This is a genomic window from Ochrobactrum vermis (assembly GCF_002975205.1).
Classification (GTDB): Bacteria; Pseudomonadota; Alphaproteobacteria; order Rhizobiales; family Rhizobiaceae; genus Brucella; species Brucella vermis.
In genome coordinates this window covers 832,775-854,823 of sequence record NZ_PCOC01000002.1, presented here as the reverse complement: position 1 = coordinate 854,823, position 22,049 = coordinate 832,775, and the positions used below count along the sequence as shown (strand labels likewise).

Below are 22,049 nucleotides of genomic sequence, written 5' to 3'. Positions count from 1 at the left end.
TCGTCCCCCAAACCAGTATCCTTGCCGAAGAAGACAGGAGTTTGCTATGGCCCGGCAAAACGAGTTTCGAAGACCGCACGATTTCACCGGTGGCGTGGCGCGCCGCGTTGCGGGTGATTTCACCGCCGACAGGCGAATGCTGCTCCTGATCGCGATGGCGATTGTCATCGGCGCCGTCAGCACCGCTGCCGCATGGGTGCTCGTGAGCCTGATCGCCCTCGTCACCAATCTTGTCTGGTTTGGTCGCGCCAGCATTGACCCGGCAACGCTGGCGCATCTTTCACCATCCGTCTGGATCGTCCTCATCCCCATACTGGGTGGTCTGGCAATCGGGCTGATGGCACGTTACGGCTCGGAGAAAATTCGCGGACACGGCATTCCGGAAGCGATTGAAGCCATCCTGATCGGTGGCAGCCGCATGTCGCTTAAAGTGGCGATACTAAAGCCGCTCTCGTCGGCGATTTCGATCGGTACGGGCGGTCCATTCGGCGCCGAAGGTCCGATCATCATGACCGGTGGAGCTATCGGATCGCTGTTTGCGCAACTGTTCCAGATGAGCTCAGCCGAGCGGAAAACCTTGCTCGTCGCCGGTGCCGCCGCTGGCATGACCGCCATTTTTGGCACGCCCATTGCCGCCGTGATGCTGGGCGTCGAGCTGCTACTCTTCGAGTGGAAGCCCCGCAGCTTCATTCCCGTTGCGGCTGCAGCTGCGGTTGCCAACACAAACCGCCCCTTGTTCTTCGAAACAGGCCCGCTGTTTCAGACCCATTTTCATCTGGTCCTGCCCTGGTGGGGGATAGTCGCATGTGCACTGATCGGCATCGTAGCCGGGCTGCAATCCGGGTTGCTCACGACACTTCTCTACAAGCTGGAGGATGCATTCGAGCGTTTGCCCATTCACTGGATGTGGTGGCCTGCAATTGGCGGCATTGCCATTGGCATCGGCGGTCTGATCGAGCCGCGTGCGCTCGGCGTCGGCTATGATCTCATCGACGGTTTCCTCAACGATAAATTCCTGGCAACCACGGTGTTGGTGGTTCTGCTCGTCAAAAGCGCAATCTGGCTCTGTGCGTTGGCATCGGGCACTTCCGGGGGTGTTCTGGCTCCGCTTCTGATCTTCGGCGGAGCAATGGGCTGGCTGCTTGGCCTGATCATGCCCGGCGGAGAACCGGGCTTCTGGGCGCTGCTCGGAATGGCTGCCATGATGGGCGGAACGATGCGCGCACCGCTGACCGGCACCTTCTTTGCCGTCGAAGTCACCGGCGATTTCGGCCAGATCGTTCCGGTTTTCGTGGCAACGGTAACCGCCTATGCAGTGACGGTTCTTCTGCTCAAGCGCTCCATCCTGACCGAGAAAATTGCACGGCGCGGACAGCATATCACGCGCGAATATGGCGTCAGTCCGTTTGAATCCGTCCGCGTGCATGAAGTCATGGTGACGAATGTGGACACACTTCCGGCAAGCATGACCGTGCAGGAAGCCTCCGCCTTCTTCGCCTCGGAAGCAGCGCGACATCGGCTATATCCGGTCATAGACGGCAATCATGTCCTTGTCGGCGTGGTTACGCGTGCGGATGCTCTGGAATGGCAGCGAAAGACGGAGCTATCCAGCCAGACGCTTGCAGACGCCATTTCCGATACATCCACGCCGGTTGGCCATCAGGACGATAGCGTGGCGTTCATCACCGACATGATGATCGCGACAGATCGAGGACGTATCCCGATTGTGACGCGCGAAGGAAAACTCTGCGGACTGGTCAGCCGGAAGGATCTTCTGCAACTGCGAGGTCAGATCAACGGCAGTGAAACGGAACGAAAATCCTTCCTGCGCACAGCGGAAGCTGGCTAGTTTTAACCGGACCACATCAAAAAGGCGGGGTGCCGATGAGCACCCCGCCTTTCTTACCACCGCCCGGTACTATTCACCATTTTACGCTACGCTTTCATCCGTCTTCGCTGCCAGACGCTGATAGGTTTCCTCAACCACGTCGCGCAGCGGAAGAATGCCACTCATGCACAACAATGCATGCATGTGCTGGCGGGCACCTTCATACCCCATGAGCGGCGCATAGGGCTGCATGATGATATTGGCTTCTTCCGGATATAATTCCTGATACTCGGCAAAATTGGTGAAACTCTTATAGCTGTCGCCGCGCATCAGATAGGTTTCCACGGCAGCCCCTTCCGCCAGCACGGCTTCATGACTGTCGAGAACGATATTGTAATAGTCGATAGTTTTGTCCATCGATATGCGTGCTATGCTTTGCCCGTTGACCAGATCTTTCGCACGGATCAGCACGCCGTCGATGAGCAGAGCGTGGTTGGGTGAAAGATAGAGGTCGCGCTGCGGGGTTTTGCTGTCGATGGCAAATCGCTTCACGCGGATCGGCATCACGCTCTCATCCCATTGCGTGCCACCTTTTCTATGACTCTGCCAACCCACCCATTTGATCTGGCGCGTTTCACTCCGAGCCGTTGTCACAAGATCGCCTACGGTCAATGTCTCCACCGCCACAAGGCCGGTGGGGGTTTCGATGAGTGTGCCTTTCAAAAGGCAGTTAGCGCCGGAACCTCCGCCGCCGTGACCGCCATGGCCACCATGCCACCATTTGGTGCCCAGTGCTTGTGACGGACGTGACGACACCGTTGAAGCCAGGACCCCCAATGCCGCAACCTTGGCGGCAGTGGCCGCCGTAAGACCCAGAAAATGCCGTCGCGCACGACTGCGCGGCGAATGCCCGTTCTTTTCTGAAGACATGAATCCCTCCGCTCTTCTCGTTACGGCACCGGCCTGAAAATCAGCGTGGATTTCGAGCAAAGCACGATGCGCAGCTTCAAAAACTGAAGCGTCGTTCCGTGTTGTGCGGATCAGCGGCGCTTCAATGCTTTGCCCCAATTCAGAGCGCATTTCGATCTGATGGAATCAGATTGCCGCGCCCATTGTCTTGTTTGACGAGCATCTTTTCCCGACACCGATTCACACTTTTCGGGATGCACGCTAACGATTCCGATCTTATCTGATCGCGACCCCGAAAAGATTGCCGCAATCAGGCCAAAAGCCTTCTCGAATAGGCGTAGGCGCTACGCCGAAAGGTGAGTTTTTCTGCCGTTGAAAGGCGTTGCCTGCGGGCGTTCGTGCTGATCGAGGTTAAGCCACTCCTGAAAGTGTGATTTGTACGCCTCTTGAAAATAGTATACCCCCCTATTCTAATAGAAAGGCTGTTTCAATGAGCACGCATCATCATACGGATCATCCCGGCCAGCACCTGAATTCCAGACATGAGCATGTCTTTCTGGGAGAAAATCACCGGCGCAACGAAAAGCGTACCTGGATCGTGATCGCCATCACGGCAGCGATGATGATAATCGAGATCACAGCCGGCAACCTCTATGGCTCCATGGCGCTGACTGCCGACGGCTGGCATATGTCGACCCATGCAGCGGCAATGCTGATCGCGGCCCTTGCCTATCTCTATGCACGCAAGCACGCGCATAATTCGCGGTTCACGTTCGGCACTGGCAAACTCGGCGATCTGGCGGGGTTTGCCAGTGCCATCGTTCTGGCGCTGATCGCCCTGTTGATCGGCTGGGAAAGTTTCTGGCGCTTCACGGCACCAGTCAGCATAAATTTTCACGAGGCCATTCTGGTCGCCATCATCGGGCTTGTCGTCAACCTCGTCTGTGCCTGGCTTCTCAGAGATGACCATTCGCACCACCACGGCCATCATCACGATGATCATGATCATGCGGGCGGCCACGACCAGAATCTGCGTGCAGCCTATATGCATGTGCTCGCCGACGCTCTGACATCGGTGCTTGCTATTGCGGCGCTTCTGCTGGGCAGTCTTTATGGCTGGCTCTGGCTGGATCCGGCTATAGGCATTGTCGGCGCACTGGTGATCGCAAACTGGTCATGGGGCTTGATAAAGGACACCGGTTCAACGCTGCTGGACTATCTGCCGGACGGTGAAGACCTGCCGGAGGAGATCGCTGAAATTATCGGCCGCGAAGGCGGAGTGATTGCCGATCTGCATGTCTGGCAACTTGGACCGGGCCATCACGGCGCCATTGTTTCGATCATTGCGGATGAGCCGAGAGCACCATCCTATTACCGGAACAAGCTTGCAGCTATCCATGATTTGTCGCATGTGACCGTAGAGGTGGAGGCGCGCGCCGCCTGAAAATCGCAACATTGCCATGAAGGACCAAGGCCCCCATGACTCATACCATTCGCGAAAAGCAGAAGCTCATCAATCGCGTGCGCCGCATTCGCGGCCAGCTTGAAGGTGTGGAACGCATGCTCGAAGAAGAAAAGGGCTGCGCGGAAGTCATGCAGGTGATCGCGGGCGTACGCGGTGCGGTCAACGGGCTGATGGCGGAGGTGATTGAAGACCATATCCTGATGCATGTTGCCGATGGCTCCCTTCCGCAAAAGGAGCGCGACGAAGGTGCAGGCGAACTGGTCGACGTGGTTCGCGCCTATATGAAATAGATGGTCTGTTGACATCTACCGAAAGCAGGAATAGCTAGACGGCATGAACAAAGCACTCATCAGCACCCGGTCTTATTACGCCCCGCTCATATAGCGGCGGGTTTGCTTTGTCATAGTTCAACCGCTGCATTGCCAGCGGTTGAGTTTCAAGGACAGCACCTCTGGCCATGCGGCCATATAGAGGTCAGTCCATGTCTCGCGACAACAATCAGCATATGAAAATTGGCATTATCGGCTTTGGTGCATTCGGGCAGCTTATTGCCCGCCACCTGAATCCGTATTTCCAATTATATGCTTACGATCCCGCAGCGGGCCTGGAACAGACGGCGCTGATGCATGGCGTTACCCTGACCTCCATCGAACAGGTCGCCCTATGCGATATCGTCATCCTGGCAACCCCGGTCGCGACGCTTGACCGTGTGGTGGAAACGATTGCGCCGCATCTGCGCCCCGGTGCGCTTGTTCTCGATGTCGGCTCGGTCAAGGTCGGGCCCGCCGACATCATGCGACGCGGACTGCCCGATCATGTCGATATTGTCGCCACGCATCCGCTCTTCGGCCCGCAGAGCGCACGCGACGGCATTGCCGGCCTGAAAATTGCCGTCTGTCCAGTGCGCAGCACGAGATTTCGCCGTGTTGCAGCCTTCCTGAAAAAGCATCTCGCCCTCGATGTCATCGTGACAACACCCGAAGACCATGACCGCGAGGCGGCAATGGTCCAGGGACTGACGCATCTGATCGCCAAGGTTCTGGTGCAGATGGAGCCGTTGCCGACCCGCATGACAACGAAGAGCTTCGACCTTTTGATGCAGGCGGTTAACATGGTCCGCCACGATGCCCCGGAAGTGTTTCAGGCCATCGAACATGCCAACCCCTATGCTTCAAAGGTGCGCAGACGCTTCTTCGAACTTGCAGATCACGTCAATGAGGAGCTGGCGCGTTCTCATCCGGTGATCGCGAAGGATCAGGCCGCATAAGCCCGTCCGTCTTGCGAATGCGGCTACAGGGGCATTTCGGAAGTCTGCTTGACCGTCTGGCTCGGCACGTCGGTCTTCAGGTTCTGAACGCCCTTGATCCGGCTCAGATATTCCGACTGGAAGCGGCGATAATCCTCAATATCAGCCGCAACCACCCGGATCATCGCATCATAATCGCCGAGCATGAAATAGCATTCGAGCACCTGCGGCAGTTTCAGAATTTCCTTGGCGAAGGTCTGCAGTGTTTCCTCGTCCTGCTTGTCCAGCCGGATGCGCGTGAAGAAAGTCAGCCCCTTGCCAACCTTGGCCGGGTTCAGCACCGCGACGTAGCGGTCGATCACGCCGGCCTCTTCCAGAAGTTTCACCCGCCGCAGACACGGCGAAGGTGACAGGCCGACCTCGCGTGCGAGATCGTTATTGGCAATGCGGCCGTCGCGTTGCAGCACACGCAAAATCCGCTTATCGATCTCATCCAGCTTCATTGGCGCTCAATTCCATTTATGCCGATACTTTTGGCATTTTCTGCCAAATAATGATGCATACAAACATAATTTGCAACCAAATTGCTCACGAGATTGGTTATACTAGCGAAACTTCTCAAGCAAACACGCAAGAGACTGAGCAAGGGGCAACCAGCTACCGGTTGGTCAACGGGAATTTTATGGATATTTCACAGGCCTATGTGCCGCAGGAAAGCAGATCCGGGCGCGGCTCGGAATTCCGTCGCGGGGCCGCTGCCGGCCTGCCGGTACTGCTCGGCATTATTCCCTATGCACTGGTTCTGGGCGCGCAGGCCGCACAAAAGGGCCTGAGCGTCATCGAAGTCCCCATGATGACCGGACTGAACTTTGCGGGCGGATCGGAATTTGCGGCCATCCAGCTCTGGACTTCTCCGCCGCATGTCCTGCTGATTGTTGCGATTACCTTTCTGGTCAACAGCCGTCATCTGCTGATGGGGGCAGCTCTGGCACCCTTCATCCGCCATCTTCCCAAGCGCAAGGCTTTTGCGAGCCTGTTTCTGATGTGCGACGAAAGCTGGGCGCTCGGCCTTGCCGATGCGAAACGCCGCCAGTCGAAGGGCGTCAATCCGGCATTGAGCCTCACCTTCTATGCCGGTGTGGCCATTCCTTTCTATCTTGCCTGGATTGTCTTCACCACGCTGGGCGCCGCCTTTGGCCCGATGATGGGTGACCTGCGCCCCTACGGTTTCGACATGGCATTTCCGGCAGTGTTTCTGGTTCTGCTCGCTGGTATGTGGAAAGGTTTTGCCGCTGCACGCCCATGGCTGGTCAGCCTTGTGGTGGCCGCGCTGACCTATCTCACCATTCCCGGCGCCTGGTATGTCGCCGCCGGTGCCTTGTCCGGTCTCGTTGCAGCCTATCTGCTGGCAGGTGAAGAATGATCGATCCGTTAGCCGTTCTGACCATCGTTTTGATGGCAAGTGTCACCTATCTTACGCGTATCGGTGGCTATGTGTTGCTACGCAACCGCACGCTCAGCAAGCGTGCAACGGCAGTGATGGAAGCAGCGCCCGGCTGCGTCCTGATTTCGGTCATCGCACCCGATTTCGTTTCGGACAAGCCAGCGGACCTGATCGCGCTTGCAATCACGATCTTCGCCGCGACGCGCTTTTCCATGCTGCCAACCGTGCTGATCGGCATCGGTGCGGCAGGCCTTTGCCGCTATCTCATCGGGTAAAGCACGTCTCCCAAAAGTGGAAACCGGGTTTGGGAGACATGCTGGAGAACATATAGCATCCCCGTTCAATGCAGATGCTTCAGCTTGTCCGGATTGCGCACGACATAGATCCCGACAACCTTGCCGTCTTCTATGTCGAGCGCCGTCGTCTGGATTTCTCCATCAGCTTCGCGTGTGATGAAGCCGGGCAAGCCATTGATGAAGACTATGCGCAGCAATTTCGACCGGTTGCCGCTGAAATAGCCTGCCAGTTTCTCGTTGGTTTTCATCACCTCGTCGAAGCCGAAAACAGGCTTCGGGAAAGCCGGGCGCTTGCCGCCACCATCTGCGTGAAAACTCACATCGGCCGCCAGCATTGCGCCAAGCGTGTTCATATCGCCGCTGCGCGACGCCGTGAAGAAGGCTTGCGCCAGTTCAAGCCCGCGCTGCTTGTCCACCTGAAAACGCGGGCGCTCTTCGCGCACATGCTTGCGCGCGCGTGCCGCGAGCTGACGGCAGGCGGCGGCATCGCGCTGGATGGTCTTCGCTATCTCGTCGAAATCCAGCCCGAAGACGTCGTGCAAAAGGAAAGCGGCGCGTTCCAGCGGTGAAAGACGCTCCAGCGCCAGCATGAGCGGAAGGGTGACGTCGTCATCCGCTTCCTCTTCGACAACCGGGTCGGGAATCCATGGCCCGAAATAGGTTTCGCGCTGGTTGCGCCCGGATTTCAGAAAATCAAGACACAGGCGGGTAACGGTGCGGCGCAGAAAGGCTTCCGGCTCACGCACCTCACTGCGGTCGGCGCTCATCCATCGGATGAACGCCTCCTGCACCATATCCTCCGCATCGGCGACCGAGCCCAGCATACGATAGGCAACGCGGATCAGTTTCGGGCGCAGCGGATCAAAGCTGTCGGCTGCATCGCTTTGCGAGGATATGTCGACCATCAGACGGCTGCCTTTACTACGGGCTTTTTGGCTTCCGGTTCGAACCAGAGGCCGAAGCCAACAGCCATGCGGTTCCATCCATTGATGATGTTGATCATCAGCGTAAGGTTCACTTGCTCCTCCTCGGTGAACTGTGCCTGCATGGCAGTGCGGGCATCTGCCAGATCGTGGCCTTGTGACAGGCGGGTCAGCGCGTCGACCCATCCCAGAGCCGCACGTTCGCGCTCAGAGTAGCACGGTGCTTCGCGCCATGCAGACAACAAATAAATGCGCTGTTCGGTCTCGCCCAGAGAGCGTGCTTCAAGCGTATGCATATTGATACAATTGGCACAGGCATTGATCTGCGAAGAACGGATTTTGACAAGCTCGATCAGGCTTCCTTCAAGGCTGGATGCGATGGTCATCGAAGCATTCATCCAGGATTTCATCGTGGTAGGTGCAACATTGAACGGGTTGAGCAGAGGGATCATGGTATCGTTCCTTTCGGTTCAAGGGGTTCGATAGACATGACGAGACAGCAATGCCGAATGTGACATTTGGCGGAAAAAAATTTGAAAGCCTGATATTGTGGCTTTCGTGCGATGAAGCACAGCTTCGCGGCCCCACACCCAAAGCGTTGCTGTACCGCTCAAAAATGGGAACCGCCTCCCCTCAAGAACCAATCCGCTGGATTGATCCCGATACGATGGGAAAAGAGATGCATAGAAAGCTATAGGATATGGCGTTTTCCTGGCGCATGAAAATCCCAGCCGGGCTCGTTCTCGGTTTCCGTTCTCCTCCCGCCCTTCCCCTGCCAGCCCCATCCTCCACCGTCCGCCTTCTCGGTTTCCACTTCCTCCTTCGACCTTTGCTCCTTCATCTTTCATCTTCCATCTTCCTCAATCTTTCCCACCCCTCCCACATTGACAACATACCAACTGGTCGGTATTATTTACATGGAAATTTCGCCCAGCCATAACAGGACTTGCTGGTTCAGGAGAAGCGGCGGCAGACTGCAACTGAACTGACACATGGTTTGCATCGCACTTTGCGGGCAACCCGTGCGGCAATAAGGAGGAGCCATCATGAAGAATGTGCCTGCCAACAGCGACAGTCCGGCACGCCCCATCATTACCGCCTTTGAAAACTCACCTGATCGCGGCAGGGGAATGGCGCGCGACATGCCCGTTCGATGGGCACTGGAGGAGACTGGGCAGCAATATGATGTACGCCTCGTTTCGTTTGAGGCACTGAAAACCCGTCCGCATCTCGATCTGCAACCTTTCGGGCAGATACCCACCTATGAAGAGGCCGATCTGGCGCTGTTCGAAACCGGCGCAATCGTGCTGCATATCGCGGAGCAGAGCCCCGGCCTTTTTCCGGATGACGCCAATGGACGCGCGCGCGCCATCACATGGATGTTCGCCGCACAGAGCACTATAGAGCCGGTAATCCTCGAGCGGGAAAGAGCCGGTTTTGTAGAGCGGCAGGAGAGCTGGCACGAGCAGCGTCTGCCCATCGTGGAGGCCTATATCCGCAAAAGGCTGGACGCACTTTCTGCCCGTCTCGGCAACAATGACTGGCTCGACGGTGCCTTCAGTGCCGGTGATCTTATGATGGTGACCGTGCTGCGAAGGCTGAAGAGTTCAGGCATGTTGAACGATTACCCGAACCTTGCGGCCTATGTGGCGCGGGGGGAAGCCCGACCGGCCTTCAAGCGCGCATATGATGCCCAGCATGCGGTTTTCCTCGCCGTATCGAAAGATTGACGTTGCTATCTATCCGCAGTCGAGTTCGCTCAATATCCATTCCCTGAACGCGCGGACCTTTGGCGTGTTGCGCCGCGATTTGGGATAGACGAGCCAATAAGCGCGTCCATCGTCACATAGAATGTCGAATGGCTGGATGAGCTGGCCGGTGGCAATTTCTATCTGGTGAAAAGTGGGCGTCAGAATGCCGACACCCTGCCCCGCGACTGTCGCCCGCCCCTCAATATGCTGCGCTCCCAGCCGGTTTTGCGAATTGCCCTGCATTTGCGGGTTTTCGATACCCGCTGCCTTGAACCAGATCTTCCACCACGGGTCGCTCGCGTCGATTATCTTGAGCCGCAGCAGATCGGCAGGCTCCTTTACCCCGCCGATGGTGGCCGCCAAGGCGGGGCTCAGCATGGGCGTGAAACTCGCCTTGATGAGCTGATGCGCTTCCAGCCCCGGCCATTTGCCGAAACCGCTCCTGATTGCGATATCGACATTCGTCGTCGCGAAATCGATCACGCTGTCGGACGTATCGAGCCTGACCGCGAGCGACGGATGCCGCATCTGGAACGAGCCAAGCCGATGTGCCAGCCAGTTGGCGGCAAATGTGGCGAGAACGCTGATCGACAGTGTGCCCTCCGCATCTTCCCGCAGGCTGGCGAAGGCATTGCGCATCGTCTCGAACGCTTCCGTGATCGCGGGCGCAAGACATTTGCCAAGTTCGGTCAGCTCCACCTGCCGCGGCATACGCAGAAACAGCGGCGCGCCGACGCGCTCCTCCAATATCTTGATCTGATAGCTGACGGCAGCCTGCGTCATGCCCAGCTCCTCCGCAGCGCGGGTAAAACTTGCATGGCGGGCGGCGGATTCAAAAACGCGAATGGCCGATAAAGGGGGAAGCGCTGTCGTCATTATGCATAAGTCCTCCTTATGCATACTAATCGAGGTTCGATTGGAAAACAAAGGTTTTCGGGCGCATACCTATAGGCAGGATTTAACGAGCGACTGCCTCCCACAGCCGCTTCATTCGATAGGTGAGATCATGAAAAACCTCGGTTCTGCCTGCACAACCGCCACAGCACCCGCCATCAGCCATGCGACAAACAGCGGCTGGAGCGCGCTGCTCTCCCGCCTGTTTTCGCGCAAACGCGCTCATATCGTCATCACCGAACATTCGCCCGAATATCTCCTGCGGGATATCGGCATCACGGATGGACGCACGCAATATTATTCACGTGACGGCCATAAGCTGCCCGAATGGTGATGACTGTTTCAGGCGCTGATGACCGCAAAGCCCCGCGCTTTGAGGCCACGCCGGTCCTCATGCAGATTGCTGACGAGACGGCTGCGACTTCCGTCCAGATGCGCGCTCATCAACGCCGTCGCCTTGTCGGCATCCCCTTCGCGTACCGCGTCGAGAATGGCGCGGTGTTCGCCCCAGGCGCGGGCGAGCGCCGCCTCGTCCCGCACCTCCAGCCAGCGTGCCCGTGAAAGGCGCTGCATGGCATCGCGCACGCCGCGGCTGAGAAACTCGTTACCGGACAGCCGCGCCAGTTCGATATGAAAATCCATTCCGATACGGTGCCATTCCTCTCGCGAGGTTTTGGCATCGCAACTGTCCAGCATCGCCAGAATCGGCTCCACGCCGCTGCGATCTTCAAGCGCGCAAGTCAGCTTTAACGCGGCAATTTCCAGCGCTTCGCGATAGACACCGATCTGCTCGATTTCGCTGAGATTGATTGGCGAAACCGTCCAGCCGCGCCCTTCGCGGCAGATCAGCCCTTCCGCCTCCAGCCGTAGAAGCGCCGCCCGGATCGGCGTGCGTGAGGCAGCAAATTGCGCCTCGATCCAGCGCTCGGTCAAACGTTCGCCCGGCCCCAGTTCCAGACCGAGGATCATATCGCGAAGCTGAGTTTCAACCTGCCTCATCTGTGACATCGGCGACCATTCTCCATTTTAAAGCTGCGCACGATTGACAAGTCGTTTCAGCAGGCGCAAGCATGCATACCGTTTTGGTATCCCAAAATGGAATACATTGCAATCGCGAGACATGACATGAGCACCGCCCAAGCCGCTGCCAGCGATGAAACCGTCGCCGCAGCCCGCCAGGAAAACATCACCGTCGAAGAAAATCACGACCGCTACTGGAAGCAGAACCTGCTGATCTGCCTCATCGGTTCGTTCACAACGCTCATTGCCATGTCGCTTCTCCTCCCCTTTCTGCCGCTTTATGTAGAGCAGCTCGGCGTCAGCGATCACGCTGCCATCGTGCAATGGTCGGGCATCGCTTACGGCGCGACCTTTCTGGCAGCAGCCTTCGTCGCGCCGTTGTGGGGCAGGCTCGGCGATCGTTACGGGCGCAAGCTGATGCTGATCCGCGCCAGCCTCGGCATGGCCATCGCCATGTCGCTGATCGGCATGGTGACGAGCGTCTGGCAACTGGTAGCGTTGCGTCTGTTTGTCGGCATTGCGGGCGGCTATTCGTCGGGCTCGATGATCCTCGTCGCCACGCAGACGCCAAAGGACAAAACCGGCTGGGCGCTGGGGGCGCTTTCGGCGGGCATCATGGCGGGCAATCTCGCAGGGCCATTGCTCGGCGGCGCACTGCCGCCGCTGATCGGCATCCGCGCAACCTTCTGGCTGGCGGGCGGCGTGATCTTCCTGACCTTCCTCGCTACGACTTTCCTGATCCGTGAAGAGCGCAAACCGCCAAAGCCGACCAAGGAGCAGAAAGCGGAATCCATCTGGGCGGCCATCCCTGACAGAAAGCCGGTTATCGCGATGCTGGTGACGGGTATGCTGCTGCTTTTCGCCAATATGTCGATTGAACCGATCATCACTGTCTATGTGATCCAACTGATGGGCGACCAGACGAAAGTGACGCTGATTTCTGGCGTGGTGATGGCTGCTGCTGCACTCGGCAGCATCATGTCTTCCTCACGGATGGGTCGCCTCGCCGACCGCATCGGCCACACACGCGTCATCATCGGGGCGCTTTCGGTTTCCGCGCTGCTGCTGATCCCACAGGCTTTCGTGACGGAAGCCTGGCAACTGATCGGCCTGCGCTTCTTGATGGGACTGGCGCTGGGCGGTCTCCTGCCCTGCATCACCAGCGTCATCCGGCACAATGTCCCCGACCGTGTGGCGGGCGGCATTCTGGGCTATTCCGTCTCGGCGCAATATGTGGGTCAGGTCGTGGGACCGGTGGCTGGCGGCTTTGTCGGCGGTCATTTCGGCATGCGTTCCGTGTTTCTCGGCACCTGCCTGATCATGGCTATCGGCGCATTTTATAACTGGACCGTCCTGCGCAAGAACCGATAATTTCGGCCATCTTCCGAATCCCCAAGCCAGGCCAGAACCAGATGACAGCACATATCTTCGCGCCTTTCGAAACGCTTGCCGAAAGGCTTCTGCCCCACGCGCTCGAACATGGCGAGGACGGGTCACACGACCTGTCCCACCTTGCCCGCGTCTGGAAAAATGCCGCCGCGATCCAGCGTCAGGAAGGCGGCAATGCCGAAGTGCTTTGCGCCGCAGCCCTGCTGCATGATTGCGTGAGCGTGGAGAAGAATTCGCCCGATAGAAACCGCGCTTCACGTCTGGCGGCGGAGAAGGCATCAGTGCTGCTGCGCGGTCTTGGCTGGGATGAAGCGCGCGTCAGCCTTGCCGCCCATGCCATCGAGGCGCACAGCTTTTCGGCCAATATCGAGCCTGTCACGACAGAAGCAAAAATCCTGCAGGATGCGGACCGGCTGGATGCTATCGGCGTCATTGGCGCTGCGCGATGTTTCTACATTGCTGGCCGCATGGGCAGTGCGCTTTACGACTGGCGCGACCCGCATGCCGAAAACCGCCCACTGGATGACAAGCGCTTCGCGCTCGACCATTTCCGCACCAAACTGTTCGGCCTCGCCTCCGGCTTCAAGACGGAAACCGGAAAACTCATGGCCGGTGAACGGCACCGGCGGCTGGAAGCCATATTTGATGACTTCCTTGCCGAAGCCAACAGCTAGCTCGGTAGATTTCGGCCATGGCGTGTCGAAAATGGTGGAGTTTGAGAACCGGAGCGGAGTGTACTTTTAGGTACATGAGCACCGGAAGCGCAAAACAACGCCATTTGCAGGCCGCCAGAGCCGCAATCTCAGATGGAGTAGCCGCCATCGATATTCAATGCCGTCCCCGTCACCATGGAGGCGGCGTCCGAGGCCAGCCAGAGTGCTGCTTCCGCCACATCCTCCGGCGTCGAGAACCGATCGAGAGGAATGGTCGCTTTCAGTGCCTGACGCGCTTCCGGCGTGTCTTCCTCCAGGAACAGTTTCAGTGCTTCACCGTCGCTTTCAGCCGGGCAGATGCAGTTCACGCGGATATTCTTGTCCGCAAGTTCCAGTGCCATTGCCTTGGTCGCGCTGATGATCCAGCCCTTGGATGCGCTGTACCAGACGAGCCCCTTGCGCGGGCGCAGTGCCGTTGCCGAAGCTGTATTGAGGATAACGCCCCCGCCCTGATGCTCCATGATCGGCACAACAATCTGGGTCGAGTAATAAAGTGCCTTCATATTCACGGAGGCGATCAGATCGAAACTATCCTCCGTCACTTCCGTCAACGGCATGTTGCGATGCGTGAAACCGGCATTATTGACCATGATGTCGATGCGGCCGAACGCTTCGAAGGCGGTGCGCGCCACGCGTTCCATATCGTCCTTGCGCGAAACATCCGCCTGCACGGAAAGGCCGCTCTTGCCGATATCGGCAAGTTCATCCTCGACACGCTTCACGTTCACATCGGCGAGAACAACCTTGGCACCTTCGGCTGCAAATCGTCGCGCCATGCCCGAACCGAACCCCGAACCGGCACCGGTGATGATTGCGACCTTATCCTGCAGCCTCTTCATGTCATTCTCCTTTGGCAATGTCCTGCTAATCCTGTCCGTCCTCAAATCACTTGAAACGCGATTGATCGTCCCAATATGGCCTTATGATGAACATGTCATGTGTGCATTTGCGGTTAACCTGTCGGGAAAGACGGGTAAAGCGTGTCATTTCTTCAATTTTCCGCGAAAGCCTCGTTGCGACTGTTGAATTTAAATCGATTAGATAATAGACAAAGGCTGCGCGAAAATCGCATGCTGCCCACAGGCAGACTGATTTGCGCAAGAAAAGAAGAGAGCGATAGATGACCAGCCAGACTATTCCGGTAGAGCCTTTCGACTGCATCGTGTTCGGCGGCTCCGGCGATCTTGCCGAACGCAAGCTCATCCCGGCACTGTATCAGCGTCAGCGTGCAGGTCAGCTCACCGACCCGACGCGCATCATCGGCGCTTCACGCAGTGCCATGACGGATGACGAGTACCGGCAGTTCGCACGCGATGCCATTCATGAGCACGTCAAGCCTGCCGAAGTCGACGAGATGCAGGTCGATGAATTTCTGAAGCGTGTCAGCTATGTTGCCGTTGACGCCAAGTCCGAAGAAGGCTGGGACGCTCTCAAGACCCTGATCGGCAAGAAGCCGGAAAAGATTCGCGCTTTTTACCTCGCGGTCAGCCCGACATTGTTCGGCGACATTGCCACCCGCCTGAAAAGCCATGGGCTCATCACCCGCGACACCCGCATCATTGTCGAAAAGCCGATCGGACGCGATCTCGAATCCGCCATGACGCTCAACGATACGCTGGGCAACGTTTTCCGCGAAGACCAGATTTTCCGTATAGACCACTATCTGGGCAAGGAAACCGTGCAGAACCTGATGGCGCTGCGCTTTGCAAATGCGCTCTATGAGCCACTGTGGAATTCCGCCCATATCGACCATGTGCAGATCACCGTCGCTGAAGCCGTTGGCCTTGAAGGCCGCGCCGGTTACTACAATACGGCAGGCGCGCTGCGCGACATGGTGCAGAACCATATTCTCCAGCTTCTGTGCCTGGTTGCAATGGAGCCACCCTCATCGATTGAAGCGGATGCCGTTCATGACGAAAAGGTCAAGGTTCTGCGCTCGCTGAAACCGATCACCAATTCCAATGTCGAAGACGTGACAGTGCGCGGCCAGTATCGCGCCGGCGCTTCGGCTGGCGGCCCGGTGCGCGGTTATCTGGAGGATCTGGAAAGCGAAACCAGCAACACGGAAACCTTTGTGGCGCTGAAAGCCGAAATCGCCAACTGGCGCTGGGCCGGAGTGCCGTTCTATCTGCGCACCGGCAAGCGCCTCGCGACCCGCGTTTCGGAAATCGTCGTGACCTTCAAGCCGATCCCGCATTCCATCTTCGGCGAAAGCGCTGGCAAGGTCATGGCCAACCAGCTCGTCATCCGCTTGCAGCCCGATGAAGGTGTGAAGCAGTGGCTGATGATCAAGGATCCGGGTCCGGGCGGCATGCGCCTGCGTCACGTGCCGCTCGACATGAGCTTTGCCGAATCCTTCAGTGAGCGTAATCCGGATGCCTATGAACGGCTGATCATGGATGTGGTGCGCGGCAACCAGACCCTTTTCATGCGTCGCGACGAAGTCGAAGCCGCATGGCGTTGGGTCGATCCGATCCTTCAGGGATGGGAATTGAACAGCCAGCCTGTGCAGGGCTACACAGCAGGAACATGGGGACCATCATCGTCCATCGCGCTTATCGAGCGTGACGGGCGCACATGGCACGAAAGCCTCTAGTTTTTTGCATGGAAAGGGATGGAATGAGCATCGAACGGCATGATTTTACCAGCGGAACGGAACTGGCGCAGGCACTGTCGGAAGCCATTGCGAACAAGCTGAATGCCGCCATTGCTGAACGGGGACAGGCCACCTTGGCCGTCTCCGGCGGAACCACGCCGTTAAAGCTGTTCGAAGTGCTCTCCCGCAAGATGATCGACTGGAACCTCGTCACGATCACCCTCGTTGACGAGCGTTTCGTGCCCGTGGAAAGCGAGCGTTCCAACGAAAAGCTGGTGCGCGAGCATCTTTTGCGCGATCATGCGGGCGTGGCCAAGTTCGTTGGCCTCTATAATCCGGCGGCGACGGCTGAAACAGCAGCGCTTGCTGCTGCCAGCCGCATCGACGCATTGCGCCGTCCGTTCGACGTGGTGGTGCTTGGTATGGGTAATGACGGTCATACCGCCTCCTTCTTTCCCGGTGCCGACCGGCTCGATCAGGCGATCGATCCGGCAACGCGGGCGCTCGTCCTGCCCATTCATGCCGAGGGCGCAGGCGAAAAGCGTCTGACCTTGACCCTTCCCATTATCGCCGACGCCGAAATGCTGGTTCTGCATATCGAAGGCGCTGCCAAGCAGGCAACGCTCGAAAAGGCACTCTCCGGCGATGACGAGAACGAAATGCCCGTGCGGGCTGTCTTCCATCATGCGCGCACACCGATCCAGCTTTACTGGACAAGTTAAATTCGATTCAAGCCAGATTGGCACAGGTGATACCCATGCCCATGCAGTCCGCTCATAAACGCATACAGGAAATCACCGCCCGCATTCGCGAACGGTCCAAGCCAACCCGCGACGCCTATCTTGGCCGTGTGCGCGAGGCTTCATCCAACAAGCCAAAACGCGCTGTTCTGGGCTGTGCCAATCTCGCGCATGGTTTCGCCGCCTGCGGCCCGCACGACAAGGCTGCGCTGATCGGCGATGAAGTGCTGAACCTCGGTATCATCACCGCCTATAATGACATGCTGTCGGCGCATCAGCCGTTCGAGACCTTTCCGCAGCTCATCAAGCAGGCTGCGCGCGAAGCGGGCGGTGTTGCGCAGGTTGCAGGCGGTGTGCCTGCCATGTGCGATGGGGTTACGCAAGGTTTCGCAGGTATGGAGCTGTCGCTGTTCTCGCGTGAAGTCATCGCCATGGCCGCTGCCGTCGGCCTCTCGCACGACATGTTTGATGCCGCCGTTTATCTCGGCGTCTGCGACAAGATCGTGCCGGGCCTGATTATCGGCGCGCTGACCTTCGGCCATTTGCCTGCCGTGTTCGTGCCTGCCGGTCCGATGACCAGCGGCCTGCCCAATGACGAAAAGGCCAAGACCCGCCAGCTTTACGCGGAAGGCAAGGTCGGGCGTGCTGAGCTGCTGGAATCGGAATCGAAGTCCTATCACGGTCCCGGCACCTGTACTTTCTACGGCACCGCCAATTCCAACCAGATGCTGATGGAAATCATGGGCCTGCACCTGCCGGGCGCGTCCTTCGTCAATCCGGGCACGCCGCTACGTGACGCCTTGACCCGCGAAGCCGCCAAGCGCGCGCTGGCGATCACTGCCTGCGGCAATGAATATACGCCAGTCGGCGAAATGCTGGACGAACGTTCCTTCGTCAATGGCGTCATCGGTCTCAATGCCACCGGCGGCTCGACCAACCATACGATCCATCTGATCGCCATGGCAGCTGCCGCCGGTATCAAGCTGACATGGCACGATATTTCCGAGATTTCGGATGTGGTACCGCTTCTAGCGCGTGTCTATCCGAACGGGCTTGCCGATGTGAACCATTTCCATGCCGCAGGCGGCATGGGCTTCCTGATCCGCGAATTGCTCGATGGCGGCATCCTGCATGAAGATGTGCGCACCGTGTTCGGCGAAGGTCTGCGTCCTTACGCCATTGAACCGAAGCTGGGTGTCGATGGCACGGTCATACGCGAGCCAGTGCCCGAGAAAAGCGGCGACGACAAAGTGCTGGCCAAGATCCATGCTCCTTTCCAGCCGACCGGGGGCCTCAAGGTTCTGACCGGCAATGTTGGCAATGCGATCATCAAGGTTTCCGCCGTGAAGCCGGAGCGTCAGGTCATCGAAGCACCCGCCAGGGTGTTCAACGATCAGGCCGAAATGCAGGCGGCGTTCAAGGCTGGCGAATTGACCGGCGATTTCATCGCCGTGGTCCGCTATCAGGGCCCGAAAGCCAACGGCATGCCGGAGCTGCACAAGCTGATGACGGTTCTGGGTATTTTGCAGGATCGTGGCCAGCGTGTCGCCCTTGTCACCGATGGTCGTTTGTCTGGTGCATCAGGCAAGGTTCCGTCCGCGATCCATGTCACGCCGGAAGCGCTTGACGGCGGTGCCATCGGCAAGATCCGCGACGGCGATGTCATTCGTCTGGATGCCGTGAATGGCACTCTGGAAGTTCTCGTCAATGTGATGCTGCTGAATGATCGTGGCGAAGACCGCCCTGATCTTTCCGGCAACGAACATGGCATGGGACGCGAATTGTTCCGCGCCTTCCGGCAGATCGCCGGGCGGGCCGACGAAGGCGCTTCGGTGTTCTGAAAACGCCCGAATGAAATTAAGGCAAAACAGCGATTTCGGCTGTTTTGCCTCTCAAACCATCAAAACGGGAATAAAACTGCGCGAAAAACGCAGTTCAATTGTGTCAAAAAACTGGCTTTTTCACGCCAGCAGTGCGGCAGGCGGCAGTCAGCGTGTTCGCCATCAGCATGGCGATGGTCATTGGACCGACGCCGCCCGGAACCGGCGTAATCGCTCCGGCAACCTTTTCTGCTTCCGCGAAATCGACATCGCCGACCAGTCGCGTCTTGCCTTCGCCTCGTTCCGGTGCCGGAATGCGATTGATACCGACATCGATCACCGTTGCGCCGGGCTTGACCCAATCACCCTTGACCATCTGCGGGCGGCCAACAGCAGCAACCAGAATATCCGCCGTGCGGGCAATCGCGGACAAGTCTTTGGTGCGGCTGTGCGCAACCGTGACGGTGGCATTGGCTGCGAGCAGAAGATTGAACATCGGCTTGCCGACGATGTTGGAACGCCCAATCACTACGGCATTGAGCCCCGAAAGATCGCGGCCATGGACCCGCTCGATCATGATCATTGCGCCTGCCGGCGTGCAGGGAACGAAAGCCGTTTCAACCTCGCCGGTGCCAAGCTTGCCAACATTGATGAAATGGAAACCGTCGACATCCTTATCAGGCGAAATCGTCTGGATAACGTGGCCTGAGTCAATATGCTTCGGCAGTGGCAACTGCACCAGAATGCCATGGATGGCGGGATCGTTGTTCAAGCTCTCGATCAGGTCGAGCAATTCCTGCTCCGATACCGTTTCCGGCAGATCGTGCTGAACGGAATGAAAGCCGCATTCCTTGGCCTTCTTGCTCTTGGACGCAACATAGACCTGACTTGCCGGGTCTTCACCGACAATGACCACCGCAATACCGGGCACGATGCCGGTTGCAGCCACGAGCTTTTGGGTTTCGGTCTTCACCGTGGAAACCACATCCTCGGCGAGCTTCTTGCCATCTATCAATTGAGCCATAGCGAGCGCTCCGTTCTTTCGTGATATCGGGCCTGAGTGTCTGGAACTGCGTGTCTGGGAGATACACGACATCTTTTTCACACACATGCCCATAAGCGTCATGACGCCCGATGACAATTGGCGAATGCGCGACAATGCAGGATTTTATGAAGTTTCCGAACGCAAAACGCTTGCGCGATCTGACTAAAGCCTTGTGATACGGGATGAACGCACATCATCGATGGCACGACCGAGGGCCGCATTTTCCGTGGGTCGATGGGTGGCGTCATTCTCGGCTTCCCAGCGCGCATTGGCTTCGCGGATAACGGCGGCAAGCCGGGTTTCGCCATAGGGTTCCAGAACCTCTTCCGGCTCGGCTTCACTCTTGACCGACGACCGGGGCTTGCGACCAGCCAACATCATCGAAAGAAGGCCAAGCAAAAATCCGCCCAGCAATCCAAGCACGATAATCCCTTGCGGCGAGAGATCGCGCGGGTTCTGCCCTGCCATGGCTGGCGTGACAATCCGCACGGTCGCAGCAGAACCTGCCGAGGCAGGTTCGCCCCGCGCCGCGCGCATCTGAAATTCTTCAAACAGCGCCTGCTTTGCCGCCGCATCGCGTTCCAGCATTTGCAGACGGGCTCTGTCCTCATCCGTAGCAGGCGTCGAGCCAAAACCCGCAATGGCAGCGGCTGCCTTTTGCTCGCGTTCGACCGCATTCTTAAGATCGGCCTGTAAAATGCTGCGCTGGCTGGAAATCTCCTTGTCAATTTCCGCGTCAATCTGCTTTGCTTCGGCGCCCTTCCCTGCTGCACGATAACGCTCCACCAGCACACCGAGCACTCCGGATCGCATGGTTTCCGGTACGCCCTTTTCGGCAAGGCTCTCGGCAGTTGCGCCGTTCAGGCTGTTAGCCTCTGCTGCAATGCGCGCCGTCTCGGCCTTGCTATCGGCGAATTCGCGTTGAAGCGCGGTCTTGTTGTCGTCATCACCAAAATCGCGGCTGACACGAAAAGCTGTTGCCGCCAGCCGTGCCGCTTCGGCATCCGTCTCCAGACTTTGCAAGCGCACTGGAAGATCACTCTCTGACCCGCCCAGCTCCGCACCGCCCTGCAGATGATCGCGAAATGCCTGCGCAACGGCATTGACCAAAAGTGTTGCCATTTCCGGCTTGTCGGCCGTGGCCTCAATATTCACCGTGCCGCTGTCGAGCGCCTGCGTGAAATCAAGGCGCTCACGCAGCAATTCAGCACCCGACATTTTTGACACCGGAGATTGTTGGTCTTCCGGCAGCAACCTATTCAGACGAATGCGCAACTCCTCCAGAAACGAAGGAGCGCCGAGATCAGAGGCACGTTCAATGCGTGCCATCTGCGCAGCACGTTCCAGAACCACATTCGAGGCAATTTCGCTGCGGCGCTCTGGTGGGAAAACCTGCAGCGAAGCCGTTGCGCCATATTGGTGCGGCACCAGAAAAGCATATGTGGTTCCAACAATTCCGCCCAGCAGCGTGAAACCAGCCAGAAGTCCCCAGCGCCGCCTGCGGCGCGGTAGTGGTGGCGGCTCGTTTTCAGGCTTCAGGGCGGTGGGCGATGGAGCCGTTTCCGGTGCAGGCTCCGCCTTGATCGAAGAACCTTCGAGATTGGCTTCAAGCGCCTCCCGAACGGCATTCATCCGGCCCTGCATATCCGCCTTCGGATCTATCCGTTCGCTCTCTTCTGCGTCCAACAGATCCTGCTTGCGGCGCAGCAGTTCCTCGCGACGCCTCTGATGTTCGCGCTCGTCGTCATTGTTCTCGGTTACCTGGACAGGTGGCACAAGCTCAAGGAATTCCGGCGCATAGGCCAGAAGTGGGCGCGCAGCCGCACGTCTCCTCTCTCTGTCCCGTTCCACCATTGCTCCGTCCCGCGTTTCACCCGTGGCTATTGATCCAGATTAATATTCATCATGGCAAATAAACCGTTAAAATTGCAATTATATGTATTGATTCATACAGATAAATCAGGAGACCG

The 22,049-nt window shown here is 58.0% G+C and carries 23 protein-coding genes; 14 read left to right on the top strand and 9 right to left on the bottom strand.

Features of this window, described 5'->3' with window-relative positions:
- The first annotated feature begins 46 nt into the window (after positions 1–46).
- Positions 47–1,849 (top strand): chloride channel protein, encoded by a 1,803-nt coding sequence (locus tag CQZ93_RS18315; protein WP_105544023.1) that lies wholly within the window; start codon positions 47–49, stop codon positions 1,847–1,849.
- Between the two features lie 81 nt (positions 1,850–1,930).
- Here CQZ93_RS18315 and CQZ93_RS18310 read toward each other — a convergent pair whose 3' ends face one another.
- Positions 1,931–2,758, bottom strand: coding sequence for a Hint domain-containing protein (locus tag CQZ93_RS18310; RefSeq protein WP_105545204.1), 828 nt, complete (start codon positions 2,756–2,758; stop codon positions 1,931–1,933).
- Positions 2,759–3,227: 469 nt separating this feature from the next.
- On the opposite strand from CQZ93_RS18310, the gene dmeF reads away from it, so the two are divergent.
- The 3 genes from dmeF (at position 3,228) to CQZ93_RS18295 (ending at position 5,469) form a co-directional block, all read left to right on the top strand.
- On the top strand, positions 3,228–4,181 hold the full coding sequence (gene dmeF, locus CQZ93_RS18305) for a CDF family Co(II)/Ni(II) efflux transporter DmeF (RefSeq protein WP_105544022.1): 954 nt from the start codon (positions 3,228–3,230) through the stop codon (positions 4,179–4,181).
- Between the two features lie 35 nt (positions 4,182–4,216).
- Complete coding sequence (locus tag CQZ93_RS18300) at positions 4,217–4,492, top strand: metal/formaldehyde-sensitive transcriptional repressor (RefSeq protein WP_105544021.1); 276 nt, start codon at positions 4,217–4,219, stop codon at positions 4,490–4,492.
- A gap of 191 nt (positions 4,493–4,683) precedes the next feature.
- A complete protein-coding gene (locus CQZ93_RS18295; protein WP_105544020.1) occupies positions 4,684–5,469 on the top strand; it encodes a prephenate dehydrogenase in 786 nt (261 codons plus the stop codon).
- A 23-nt stretch (positions 5,470–5,492) separates the two neighbouring features.
- Here the strand turns inward: CQZ93_RS18295 and CQZ93_RS18290 are convergent, their stop codons facing one another.
- The gene (locus CQZ93_RS18290) at positions 5,493–5,951 is read right to left on the bottom strand and encodes an Lrp/AsnC family transcriptional regulator (RefSeq protein WP_061346941.1); all 459 of its coding nucleotides are present in this window, start codon (positions 5,949–5,951) and stop codon (positions 5,493–5,495) included.
- A gap of 179 nt (positions 5,952–6,130) precedes the next feature.
- On the opposite strand from CQZ93_RS18290, the gene CQZ93_RS18285 reads away from it, so the two are divergent.
- Both CQZ93_RS18285 and CQZ93_RS18280 read left to right on the top strand, forming a co-directional pair.
- Positions 6,131–6,871 (top strand): AzlC family ABC transporter permease, encoded by a 741-nt coding sequence (locus tag CQZ93_RS18285; protein WP_105544019.1) that lies wholly within the window; start codon positions 6,131–6,133, stop codon positions 6,869–6,871.
- On the top strand, positions 6,868–7,167 hold the full coding sequence (locus CQZ93_RS18280; RefSeq protein ID WP_105544018.1) for an AzlD family protein: 300 nt from the start codon (positions 6,868–6,870) through the stop codon (positions 7,165–7,167). Before CQZ93_RS18285 ends, CQZ93_RS18280 begins: the two co-directional genes overlap by 4 nt.
- Before the next feature lie 65 nt (positions 7,168–7,232).
- Here CQZ93_RS18280 and CQZ93_RS18275 read toward each other — a convergent pair whose 3' ends face one another.
- Both CQZ93_RS18275 and CQZ93_RS18270 read right to left on the bottom strand, forming a co-directional pair.
- Positions 7,233–8,093, bottom strand: a complete 861-nt coding sequence (locus CQZ93_RS18275; protein ID WP_105544017.1) for a sigma-70 family RNA polymerase sigma factor — start codon at positions 8,091–8,093, stop codon at positions 7,233–7,235.
- Complete coding sequence (locus tag CQZ93_RS18270) at positions 8,093–8,563, bottom strand: carboxymuconolactone decarboxylase family protein (protein ID WP_105544016.1); 471 nt, start codon at positions 8,561–8,563, stop codon at positions 8,093–8,095. Before CQZ93_RS18270 ends, CQZ93_RS18275 begins: the two co-directional genes overlap by 1 nt.
- A 50-nt stretch (positions 8,564–8,613) precedes the next feature.
- On the opposite strand from CQZ93_RS18270, the gene CQZ93_RS26420 reads away from it, so the two are divergent.
- Both CQZ93_RS26420 and CQZ93_RS18265 read left to right on the top strand, forming a co-directional pair.
- Positions 8,614–8,808 (top strand): hypothetical protein, encoded by a 195-nt coding sequence (locus CQZ93_RS26420; RefSeq protein WP_146114471.1) that lies wholly within the window; start codon positions 8,614–8,616, stop codon positions 8,806–8,808.
- A 349-nt stretch (positions 8,809–9,157) separates the two neighbouring features.
- Positions 9,158–9,841 carry a glutathione S-transferase family protein gene (locus CQZ93_RS18265; RefSeq protein WP_105544015.1) on the top strand — a complete coding sequence of 228 codons (684 nt, stop codon included), beginning with the start codon at positions 9,158–9,160 and terminating at the stop codon, positions 9,839–9,841.
- A gap of 9 nt (positions 9,842–9,850) precedes the next feature.
- Here the strand turns inward: CQZ93_RS18265 and gcvA are convergent, their stop codons facing one another.
- Complete coding sequence (gcvA, locus tag CQZ93_RS18260) at positions 9,851–10,738, bottom strand: transcriptional regulator GcvA (protein ID WP_105544014.1); 888 nt, start codon at positions 10,736–10,738, stop codon at positions 9,851–9,853.
- Between the two features lie 130 nt (positions 10,739–10,868).
- On the opposite strand from gcvA, the gene CQZ93_RS18255 reads away from it, so the two are divergent.
- Positions 10,869–11,090, top strand: a complete 222-nt coding sequence (locus CQZ93_RS18255) for a hypothetical protein (protein WP_105544013.1) — start codon at positions 10,869–10,871, stop codon at positions 11,088–11,090.
- Positions 11,091–11,098: 8 nt separating this feature from the next.
- Here the strand turns inward: CQZ93_RS18255 and CQZ93_RS18250 are convergent, their stop codons facing one another.
- Positions 11,099–11,764, bottom strand: coding sequence for a GntR family transcriptional regulator (locus CQZ93_RS18250; protein WP_105544012.1), 666 nt, complete (start codon positions 11,762–11,764; stop codon positions 11,099–11,101).
- A gap of 117 nt (positions 11,765–11,881) precedes the next feature.
- Between CQZ93_RS18250 and CQZ93_RS18245 the strand changes: the two genes are divergently transcribed.
- Both CQZ93_RS18245 and CQZ93_RS18240 read left to right on the top strand, forming a co-directional pair.
- Positions 11,882–13,147 (top strand): multidrug efflux MFS transporter, encoded by a 1,266-nt coding sequence (locus CQZ93_RS18245; protein WP_105544011.1) that lies wholly within the window; start codon positions 11,882–11,884, stop codon positions 13,145–13,147.
- A 41-nt stretch (positions 13,148–13,188) separates the two neighbouring features.
- A complete protein-coding gene (locus tag CQZ93_RS18240) occupies positions 13,189–13,839 on the top strand; it encodes an HD domain-containing protein (protein WP_105544010.1) in 651 nt (216 codons plus the stop codon).
- 128 nt (positions 13,840–13,967) lie between these two features.
- Here the strand turns inward: CQZ93_RS18240 and CQZ93_RS18230 are convergent, their stop codons facing one another.
- A complete protein-coding gene (locus CQZ93_RS18230; protein ID WP_105544008.1) occupies positions 13,968–14,717 on the bottom strand; it encodes an SDR family oxidoreductase in 750 nt (249 codons plus the stop codon).
- Between the two features lie 281 nt (positions 14,718–14,998).
- Here CQZ93_RS18230 and zwf point away from each other — a divergent pair, with 281 nt between their 5' ends.
- The 3 genes from zwf to edd are packed head-to-tail and all read left to right on the top strand — an operon-like array spanning position 14,999 to position 19,055.
- Positions 14,999–16,474 carry a glucose-6-phosphate dehydrogenase gene (gene zwf / locus CQZ93_RS18225; protein WP_105544007.1) on the top strand — a complete coding sequence of 492 codons (1,476 nt, stop codon included), beginning with the start codon at positions 14,999–15,001 and terminating at the stop codon, positions 16,472–16,474.
- Between the two features lie 23 nt (positions 16,475–16,497).
- Positions 16,498–17,196 (top strand): 6-phosphogluconolactonase, encoded by a 699-nt coding sequence (gene pgl, locus CQZ93_RS18220; protein WP_105544006.1) that lies wholly within the window; start codon positions 16,498–16,500, stop codon positions 17,194–17,196.
- A 35-nt stretch (positions 17,197–17,231) separates the two neighbouring features.
- Complete coding sequence (gene edd, locus CQZ93_RS18215) at positions 17,232–19,055, top strand: phosphogluconate dehydratase (protein ID WP_105544005.1); 1,824 nt, start codon at positions 17,232–17,234, stop codon at positions 19,053–19,055.
- A gap of 103 nt (positions 19,056–19,158) precedes the next feature.
- On the opposite strand, the gene folD is transcribed toward edd, so the two are convergent.
- Together folD and CQZ93_RS18205 are read right to left on the bottom strand one after the other, a co-directional pair.
- A complete protein-coding gene (gene folD, locus CQZ93_RS18210) occupies positions 19,159–20,058 on the bottom strand; it encodes a bifunctional methylenetetrahydrofolate dehydrogenase/methenyltetrahydrofolate cyclohydrolase FolD (protein WP_105544004.1) in 900 nt (299 codons plus the stop codon).
- 183 nt (positions 20,059–20,241) lie between these two features.
- The gene (locus tag CQZ93_RS18205; protein WP_105544003.1) at positions 20,242–21,933 is read right to left on the bottom strand and encodes a GumC domain-containing protein; all 1,692 of its coding nucleotides are present in this window, start codon (positions 21,931–21,933) and stop codon (positions 20,242–20,244) included.
- Between the last annotated feature and the right edge of the window lie 116 nt (positions 21,934–22,049).

What these genes read in the sequence shown, in the direction of transcription:
- CQZ93_RS18315 (WP_105544023.1), top strand. Translation starts at nt 47, where the DNA reads ATGGCCCGGCAAAACGAGTTTCGAAGACCGCACGATTTCACCGGTGGC.
- CQZ93_RS18255 (WP_105544013.1), top strand. Translation starts at nt 10,869, where the DNA reads ATGAAAAACCTCGGTTCTGCCTGCACAACCGCCACAGCACCCGCCATC.
- dmeF (WP_105544022.1), top strand. Translation starts at nt 3,228, where the DNA reads ATGAGCACGCATCATCATACGGATCATCCCGGCCAGCACCTGAATTCC.
- CQZ93_RS18250 (WP_105544012.1), bottom strand. Translation starts at nt 11,764, where the DNA reads ATGTCACAGATGAGGCAGGTTGAAACTCAGCTTCGCGATATGATCCTC.
- edd (WP_105544005.1), top strand. Translation starts at nt 17,232, where the DNA reads ATGCCCATGCAGTCCGCTCATAAACGCATACAGGAAATCACCGCCCGC.
- CQZ93_RS18280 (WP_105544018.1), top strand. Translation starts at nt 6,868, where the DNA reads ATGATCGATCCGTTAGCCGTTCTGACCATCGTTTTGATGGCAAGTGTC.
- CQZ93_RS18265 (WP_105544015.1), top strand. Translation starts at nt 9,158, where the DNA reads ATGAAGAATGTGCCTGCCAACAGCGACAGTCCGGCACGCCCCATCATT.
- folD (WP_105544004.1), bottom strand. Translation starts at nt 20,058, where the DNA reads ATGGCTCAATTGATAGATGGCAAGAAGCTCGCCGAGGATGTGGTTTCC.
- gcvA (WP_105544014.1), bottom strand. Translation starts at nt 10,738, where the DNA reads ATGACGACAGCGCTTCCCCCTTTATCGGCCATTCGCGTTTTTGAATCC.
- CQZ93_RS26420 (WP_146114471.1), top strand. Translation starts at nt 8,614, where the DNA reads ATGCCGAATGTGACATTTGGCGGAAAAAAATTTGAAAGCCTGATATTG.
- CQZ93_RS18230 (WP_105544008.1), bottom strand. Translation starts at nt 14,717, where the DNA reads ATGAAGAGGCTGCAGGATAAGGTCGCAATCATCACCGGTGCCGGTTCG.
- CQZ93_RS18270 (WP_105544016.1), bottom strand. Translation starts at nt 8,563, where the DNA reads ATGATCCCTCTGCTCAACCCGTTCAATGTTGCACCTACCACGATGAAA.
- CQZ93_RS18300 (WP_105544021.1), top strand. Translation starts at nt 4,217, where the DNA reads ATGACTCATACCATTCGCGAAAAGCAGAAGCTCATCAATCGCGTGCGC.
- CQZ93_RS18285 (WP_105544019.1), top strand. Translation starts at nt 6,131, where the DNA reads ATGGATATTTCACAGGCCTATGTGCCGCAGGAAAGCAGATCCGGGCGC.
- CQZ93_RS18205 (WP_105544003.1), bottom strand. Translation starts at nt 21,933, where the DNA reads ATGGTGGAACGGGACAGAGAGAGGAGACGTGCGGCTGCGCGCCCACTT.
- CQZ93_RS18310 (WP_105545204.1), bottom strand. Translation starts at nt 2,758, where the DNA reads ATGTCTTCAGAAAAGAACGGGCATTCGCCGCGCAGTCGTGCGCGACGG.
- CQZ93_RS18240 (WP_105544010.1), top strand. Translation starts at nt 13,189, where the DNA reads ATGACAGCACATATCTTCGCGCCTTTCGAAACGCTTGCCGAAAGGCTT.
- CQZ93_RS18275 (WP_105544017.1), bottom strand. Translation starts at nt 8,093, where the DNA reads ATGGTCGACATATCCTCGCAAAGCGATGCAGCCGACAGCTTTGATCCG.
- pgl (WP_105544006.1), top strand. Translation starts at nt 16,498, where the DNA reads ATGAGCATCGAACGGCATGATTTTACCAGCGGAACGGAACTGGCGCAG.
- CQZ93_RS18295 (WP_105544020.1), top strand. Translation starts at nt 4,684, where the DNA reads ATGTCTCGCGACAACAATCAGCATATGAAAATTGGCATTATCGGCTTT.
- CQZ93_RS18290 (WP_061346941.1), bottom strand. Translation starts at nt 5,951, where the DNA reads ATGAAGCTGGATGAGATCGATAAGCGGATTTTGCGTGTGCTGCAACGC.
- CQZ93_RS18245 (WP_105544011.1), top strand. Translation starts at nt 11,882, where the DNA reads ATGAGCACCGCCCAAGCCGCTGCCAGCGATGAAACCGTCGCCGCAGCC.
- zwf (WP_105544007.1), top strand. Translation starts at nt 14,999, where the DNA reads ATGACCAGCCAGACTATTCCGGTAGAGCCTTTCGACTGCATCGTGTTC.